The 246-nt window shown below is 43.1% G+C and carries 1 protein-coding gene; it reads right to left on the reverse strand.

Annotated features, from left to right (window positions below; genetic code table 11):
- Positions 1 to 27: 27 nt before the first annotated feature.
- On the reverse strand, positions 28 to 246 hold a 219-nt coding region (locus tag SB752_RS33085), incomplete at its 5' end, for an S-adenosylmethionine:tRNA ribosyltransferase-isomerase (RefSeq protein WP_410719609.1).

The following is a 246-nucleotide window of genomic DNA, read 5'->3' on the forward strand; positions in this document are numbered from 1 at the left end:
GGTTTTTTGGTTTTTGATGGCAAACCGTTACGCAGAAAGAGCTTGAATGGTTTTTTCTCGTAACCCCCGTGTTACTATTGGGGGCTTACCCCCGTACCATTTCGGTGCACTCATGTCTTTTAGATGCAGAGCTGCAGTATCTAAATCATCAAGATTAACTAATCGTTCAATCAGGACTTCAAGTTTGCCGCCAGTATCTTTTTGCCCAAACAGACGCGCCTTCATTACCTTTGTGTCATTAAAGAC

The sequence above is a fragment of the Brevibacillus sp. SIMBA_040 genome (assembly GCF_046535075.1).
Classification (GTDB): domain Bacteria; phylum Bacillota; class Bacilli; order Brevibacillales; family Brevibacillaceae; genus Brevibacillus.